Here is a 6,265-nt window from a genome sequence, read left to right on the forward strand (position 1 = left end):
GTCGAGCTTGAGGGTGATGGGCGTCGCCATGACCAGGATGCGGTCGTGCTTGGGCGCGAGCGTGGCGGGCTTGAGCGCCGGCTCCACGCCCACGATGGGAAGGTCCGGGTACTCCCCGCGCAGCGTCTCCGCGGCGACGCTCGTCGCGGTGTTGCACGCGATCACGATGGCCTTGGCGCCATCGGCCAGCAGGCGCTCCACGTTTGCGCGCGAGAGCTCGAGCACCTCGTCCTCGGTCTTCTCGCCGTAGGGGGCGTTTGCCGAGTCGCCAAAGAACACGAAGTCCTCGTGCGGAAGCTCCGCGGCCAGGCTCTTTAGGACGCTGATCCCGCCGACGCCGGAATCGAACACGCCGACGCAACCCTCTCTGCTCACAACGGCCTCCATCCGCGAACGCGCGCCAACCACGCGCCATCGACCACGCCCGCCCGTGCGGGCACACATGGGCTAGTCTACCCCACCGCCGTCGAGCCTGCACAACACGTCGCCCAGCAGTGCCTCGTCGCGCCGGCGGGTGGCGAGAAGGACGGTGCGCCTTCCGCGCAGGCCGTCCACCGCCTGCAGGAACTCGCCGCGCTCGAGGGCGTCCAGGCCCTCCGTGGGCTCGAGCAGCACGATGGCCCCGGCGCCCGTCGCGAGCGCCCGCGCGAGGCCCAGGCGCTGGCGCTCCCCCGCGGTGAGGCGGCGCGGCAGCTGGTCCACGCGGACGTCCAGACCGCCGAGGGACTCCACCAGGTCGGCCGCGCGCGCGAGGCGCAGGGCCTCTTCCAGGGCAGCCGGCTCCGGCTCGCCGGGGCAGCCAAGTGCGAGGTTCTGGCGGATGGTGCCCTCCGCGAGCACGCAGCCGGGCCCTACGTACGCAAGCCAGGCGGAAGTGACCGCGGGGTCCAGCGCGTCCATACGCACGCCGCCCAGCGAGACGCCGCCCGCGTCGGGCTGGCAATAGCGCATCGCGAGCGCGCACACGGCGGCAAGTGCCTCACCGTCCCCGTCCCACACGGTGACCAGGTGGCGGTCGGGAACGTCGAGCGTCACGTCTGACAGGATGTTGCGGTCCCCCACGGCAAGCGACACGTTGCGGAAGGCGATGCCCGCGTCCACGGGCGCCGCATCCTCGGCATCCGCGCCGGCGCCATCCGCGGCGTCGGGCACGTCCACCTCACGCTCGCGCGCCATGAGCGCAAGCACGACCCGCGCGGAGGCGGAGGTGCGGCTTGACTCCATGCTGGCGCGGGCGAGCGCGACCACGGGCATGAGCGAGCAGCCATAGAGCGCCTCGAGCCAGGTCGCGCCGGCCGCGGGGAGGCCGCCCGGGACCGCCGCCGCGATGCAGGCATGTGCCAGGACGAGGGCGTCCACGCACACCAGCACCACGAGCGCGGCACCCACGGCGTTGTTGCGACGCACGCGCGCCGCTGCCCTGCGCACCGCCTGTCCGCGCGCGAGCAGCTCCTCGCGCCACAGGCCGCCGGCACGGAGTCGCCCGAGCTCGGCCGCGCCGGCAACCTGGTCCGCCGCCGTGGCACAGAGCGCCGCGCGCCCGTGCGGCAGCTCCTCGCGCGCGGAGCCCGCCAGCCTGATGGCCGCAAGGGGCGCGACCAGGCCCACGAGCAGGTACGATGCCACGGCGAGCACGACGGCCTGGCCGTTTGCCGTGCCGAGCGCCACGCAGGTGGCCACGCCCATGACCAGCGTCGCCAGCAGGCAGGGCACCACCCGCCGGTAGAACCCGCCAAGGCCCTCGACGGCGCGGGCCACGTCGCGGTGCGGGACCTCCCTCGCAAAGGCGCCGGCGTCCGGCAGCCCCACATCGCCCACCGCGATGGGCGAGAGCCCGCCCAGCCGTGCCAGCACGCGATGCCTGAGCTCGCACTCCATCCCCGTGGACGCCGCAAGCGAGAGCCTCCGCCAGACAAGCGCGAGCACCGCCGCGGCGAGCGCGAGTCCCAGCGCCTGCAGGGGCAGCGCGTGGCCCTCCCCCAGGATCGCGCCGCCCGTCACCACGCCCGCCACAAGCGTCGCGAGCGAGAAGAGCGACCCCGCGGCCGCGAGCGCGGCCAGGAGCGCAAGGGGAACCCAGCGCGCCACCAGGCGCAGCAGCCCCCAGAGCACCGCGAGGTCGTTGGCGCCGCGGGCGTCCGCACGCGCGCCCCTGCCAAGGCGGTCGTCCTTCTCGCTAGGCATCGCGCGCCTCCTCCAGGTCCTGCGCCCTGCGGAGCGCGAACGTCTCTGTGTCGCGCTGGCTTTGCAGCGCCTCGTCCCAGGCAGGCAGCCGCAAGGCAAGCTCCTCGCTCGTGCCCGAGCCGGTCACTCGGCCGCCGTCCAGCACGTAGACCACGCTTGCGTCGGCGGCGTCGGCCACGCGCCCGCTCGAGATCACGACGGCCTTGTAGCGCGCGATCCCGCGCACGGCGCGCATCATGCTCGCGGCGGACTCCTCGTCCGCGCCGTCGAGCAGGTCGTCCAGCACGTACACGGCTGAGTCGCGCAGGAGCGCCCGCGCGAGCAAGAGCTGCCGCCTGCCGCCGGGCGCGAGGTTGGCGCCGTCCGCCAGCACCCGCGTGTCGAGCCCGTCCAGGCGCCGCAGCGGCTCGTCCAGCCCCACCGCACCGAGCACGTCCCACATCATGCCCTCCGTGGCGGTGGGGTCGGCCATTCTCAGGTTCTGCCGCACGGAGCCCTCGAACAGGTAGTCACTGGGCCGCACGAGCGTGAGGTAGCCGCCGAGCTCCGCGGGGTCCAGCTGGTCGAGCGGCTTTCCGCCCAGCAGGGCCACGCCCGTGCTGGGCCGCACCGCGCCCGAAAGGAGTGCCGCCACCGCGCGGCGGCCGCCATCCGCCGGCCCCGCGAGGACCGTCAGGCCGACGGCGGACACGTCCAGGCTCACGTCCCCCACCACGGTGAGCGGGTCGCCCCAGGCGTCGGCGCCCGCGCGGGCGTCGGCCTCCGACAGCCCGGCATGCTGCAGCGCCAGGTGGTCGCCTGGGTGGATTGCCAGGCCAAACGGCTCGTCCGGCTCGACCGCGTCCTCCTCGAGCTCATGCACGAGGTCCTCGCGCGCCAACTGTGCGGAGCGATGGCCCTCCGCGGCGCCCGCCATCAGGGCGAGGGGCGACAGCCCCACGCACGCGGCGACGCCCAGCGCCCGTCGCGCCTGCAGGGCCGCCGCGCCGCCGCCCGCCGCGTCCACGATGCCCAGCACGAGCGCCAGGCACGCGAGCGCCACCAGCAGCGCGAGGGCGCGCGCCACATGCGAGGTGCGCCCAACGGCAAGCCTCTCGCGCCGGACGAGCGCGTTTCTCTCCCCCGACCTGGCAAGCAGCCAGTCCACGGCGCCAAGCGACGCGTAGGCGTCCAGCTCCGCGAGGTCGCGCCGCAGGTAGCCGTCCACGCCGCGGACGTCGGCGGACCCGGCGTCGCCCGAGGCCGCGCGGCGACCGCCGCTCGCGAGGACCACCAGCAACGCCTCGAGCCCGCCCGCAGCGAGCACGCACACGGCGGCTTGGGCAGACAGCTGCGAGGCAAGCGCGATCGACGCCGCAAGGGAGATCGCCGCCGCGCAAAGCCAGGGCACGAACTCGGTCCGGTCGCGGCAGACGTCTGCCATCGCACCCTGGGCGAGAAGCGCCTCGCGCCTGCTGGGGCACTCCCCCGCGTCGGCACGCACAAGCCGGCCGACACCCCCGGCCACGGCATCCTGCAGCGCAAGCTCGAGGTCGAGCCTGAGGCTCGCGGCGACCCAACCGGCGGCGGCATGGGCGACCGCCCAGGCGAGCGGGGCGCCAAACAGCGCAAGCGTCAGACCCACGGATGCCTTTGCGGCGCCGTCGCCCATCACGAGCACGGAATCGCACAGCAACCAGGCACAGGCCATGGCCAGGAGGCACTCCACGAGGCGCAAGCCAACCACAAGGCAGAGGCGCGCGCCGCGGTGCGGCACCGCATCCAAGGCATCGTCCACCACGTCGCTTCGCATAAGGGACACTCACCCCCGCATTGAGTCACGGCTCGTCGTTTGTGCTGGTACATCGCGCGTTCGCACTGTATCGATTGTAGCCAAGATGGCACGTGGGCGCCCACCCCAATTGTGGGCGCTCGATGGTCGGGCGCCTGCTTGCGACTCCCCCGCGTTGGCGCCGCGGCTTTTGGGTACCCTTGACCCATCCAGACAAGACCAACCGACAGGAGCAACCCGTGAGCAACGAAGGCAAGAAGGTAAAGGTCCACTACACCGGCACGCTGGACGACGGCACCAAGTTCGACTCGTCCTACGACCGCAACGAGCCGCTGGCTTTCACCTGCATGGCAGGCCAGATGATCGCCGGCTTCGACAACGCCGTCAAGGACATGGAGCCCGGCCAGACGGTCAACGTCCGCCTCGAGCCCAAGGACGCCTACGGCGAGCACCGCGACGACCTGGTCCAGACCATCCCCCTGGCGCAGCTGCCCGGCGCGGAGACCCTGGAGCCCGGCCAGAAGGTCATGCTCTCCGGCATGGACGGCCGTCCCTTCCCAGCCCAGGTGGTCGCGAAGGACGACGCCACGATCACGTTCGACCTCAACCACGAGATGGCCGGCAAGGCCCTCAACTTCGAGATCACGCTGCTCGAGGTCGAGGACTAGCTCGGAGGAGCCTTGCACAGGCAAGGCATCGTAACGCACAGTGTCATAAAATCGCAGCATGGGGGCCGCCCGCAGGCATGAGCTTGCGAACGGCCCTTTTTCCCACGTTTTACCCTAGGAACTTTGTGCGAGACTCCCACATTTTTCCTAGGGTAAAATGTGGTTGTCTCCCACTTTTTTCCTAGGGTAAAATGTGTGAGTCTTGATATCTCCTATAACAAGGCCATAGCAGGACGAGAGGTGACCGGACTTGCGACGCGACCTGATGTCTTCGCTTGTGGAATGGAAAAACCGCCCCAACAGGAAACCGCTGGTGATTCGTGGCGCACGCCAGACGGGCAAGTCGTGGCTCATGCGAGAGTTCGCGCACCAGGAGTTCCGGGACTCCGTCACGATCGACTTCCTGATGGACGAGTCTGCACGCACGCTCTTCTCCCAGGACCTCGATCCCAAGAGGATAATCTCGGAAATCGAGCTCAGGTATGGTCGGAGCATCGATCCCGAGGAGACGCTCCTGATCTTCGACGAGATCCAGGAGGCGCCCAGGGGGCTCACCTCCCTCAAGTACTTCTGCGAGCAGGCGCGCGAGTACCACGTCGTCGCAGCAGGATCGTATATGGGAATATCGATGCGACGCGAGGGGGAGTCCTTCCCTGTCGGCAAGGTGGACGAGCTCGTCCTTCACCCCATGTGCTTTGGCGAGTTCCTTCGCGCCACAAGCGGAGATCCCGTTGCAGACGCCCTCGCACAGGCAGACATGACAAAGCTCGCGCCGCTACGGGACATGTTGACGCAGCGCCTTAAGGAGTACCTTGTGGTCGGTGGCATGCCAGAGGCCGTCGACCTATTTCGCTCCACGGGGGATCTCTCGGAAGTCAGAAGGGTGCAGAGCCAAATACTTGAAGGCTACGCGAGCGACTTCGCAAAGCACGCGCCTGGTCGCATCGTCGAGAGGATGAGGCTCGTCTGGAAGTCACTTCCCAGCCAGCTCGCACGCGAGAACAAGAAGTTCGTGTATGGTGCGGTACGCCCTGGAGCACGCGCCCGCGACTTTGAGGAGAGCCTCCAGTGGCTCTTCGACTACGGTGCCGTGACGAAGGTCCCACGGGTATCGTCACTCAAGATGCCGCTCGAGGCGTACGAGGACCTGTCCGGCTTCAAACTGTTCTGCGTCGACGTTGGCCTTCTCTGCGCGCTGTCAGACCTCAATCCGTCGGCCGTACTTGACGGGTCACGCCTGTTTACCGAGTTCAAGAGGTCGCTTACGGAGCAATACGTGCTCGAGGAGCTCGTCTGCAAGGGATTCGAGCCCGTCTACTGGTCCTCGAGCACTGGCACGGCAGAGACCGATTTCGTCATCCCGATGGATGAGAAGGTCGTGCCCATAGAGGTGAAGGCTGGCGAGAACCTGCGCTCGAAGAGCCTGAAGGTCGCATGCGACAAGTTCGCTCTTTCGCGCGCGGTCCGCACTTCGCTCTCGATGTATAGGGACGAGGGCTGGCTCGTCAACATTCCACTGTGGGCAATCGGAGAGATAAGGGTGCTCGTCTAACCGAGCCAGCGGACCCTCACCTGACTACGAGGTAGGCCGCGCAACCGCCGCTACCCCCTGCGACCCATGAACCCCGTCGCCATGCTGGCA

Annotated in this window: 5 protein-coding genes; 2 read left to right on the top strand and 3 right to left on the bottom strand. The window is 69.5% G+C overall.

Features of this window, described 5'->3' with window-relative positions:
* The 3 genes from ACI38Z_RS00640 to ACI38Z_RS00650 form a co-directional block, all read right to left on the bottom strand.
* Nucleotides 1-375, bottom strand: a 375-nt coding sequence (locus tag ACI38Z_RS00640) for a glutamate racemase (protein WP_439788261.1), incomplete at its 3' end; no start/stop codon positions are given.
* Between the two features lie 72 nt (nucleotides 376-447).
* Complete coding sequence (locus ACI38Z_RS00645) at nucleotides 448-2,184, bottom strand: hypothetical protein (protein ID WP_439788262.1); 1,737 nt, start codon at nucleotides 2,182-2,184, stop codon at nucleotides 448-450.
* The gene (locus ACI38Z_RS00650; protein ID WP_439788263.1) at nucleotides 2,177-3,976 is read right to left on the bottom strand and encodes an ATP-binding cassette domain-containing protein; all 1,800 of its coding nucleotides are present in this window, start codon (nucleotides 3,974-3,976) and stop codon (nucleotides 2,177-2,179) included. Before ACI38Z_RS00650 ends, ACI38Z_RS00645 begins: the two co-directional genes overlap by 8 nt.
* A 218-nt stretch (nucleotides 3,977-4,194) precedes the next feature.
* Here ACI38Z_RS00650 and ACI38Z_RS00655 point away from each other — a divergent pair, with 218 nt between their 5' ends.
* Together ACI38Z_RS00655 and ACI38Z_RS00660 are read left to right on the top strand one after the other, a co-directional pair.
* On the top strand, nucleotides 4,195-4,623 hold the full coding sequence (locus ACI38Z_RS00655; protein ID WP_439788264.1) for an FKBP-type peptidyl-prolyl cis-trans isomerase: 429 nt from the start codon (nucleotides 4,195-4,197) through the stop codon (nucleotides 4,621-4,623).
* A 265-nt stretch (nucleotides 4,624-4,888) separates the two neighbouring features.
* The gene (locus ACI38Z_RS00660) at nucleotides 4,889-6,175 is read left to right on the top strand and encodes an ATP-binding protein (protein WP_439788265.1); all 1,287 of its coding nucleotides are present in this window, start codon (nucleotides 4,889-4,891) and stop codon (nucleotides 6,173-6,175) included.
* Nucleotides 6,176-6,265 lie beyond the last annotated feature (90 nt).

The organism is Parafannyhessea sp. (assembly GCF_051876455.1).
Taxonomy (GTDB): domain Bacteria; phylum Actinomycetota; class Coriobacteriia; order Coriobacteriales; family Atopobiaceae; genus Parafannyhessea.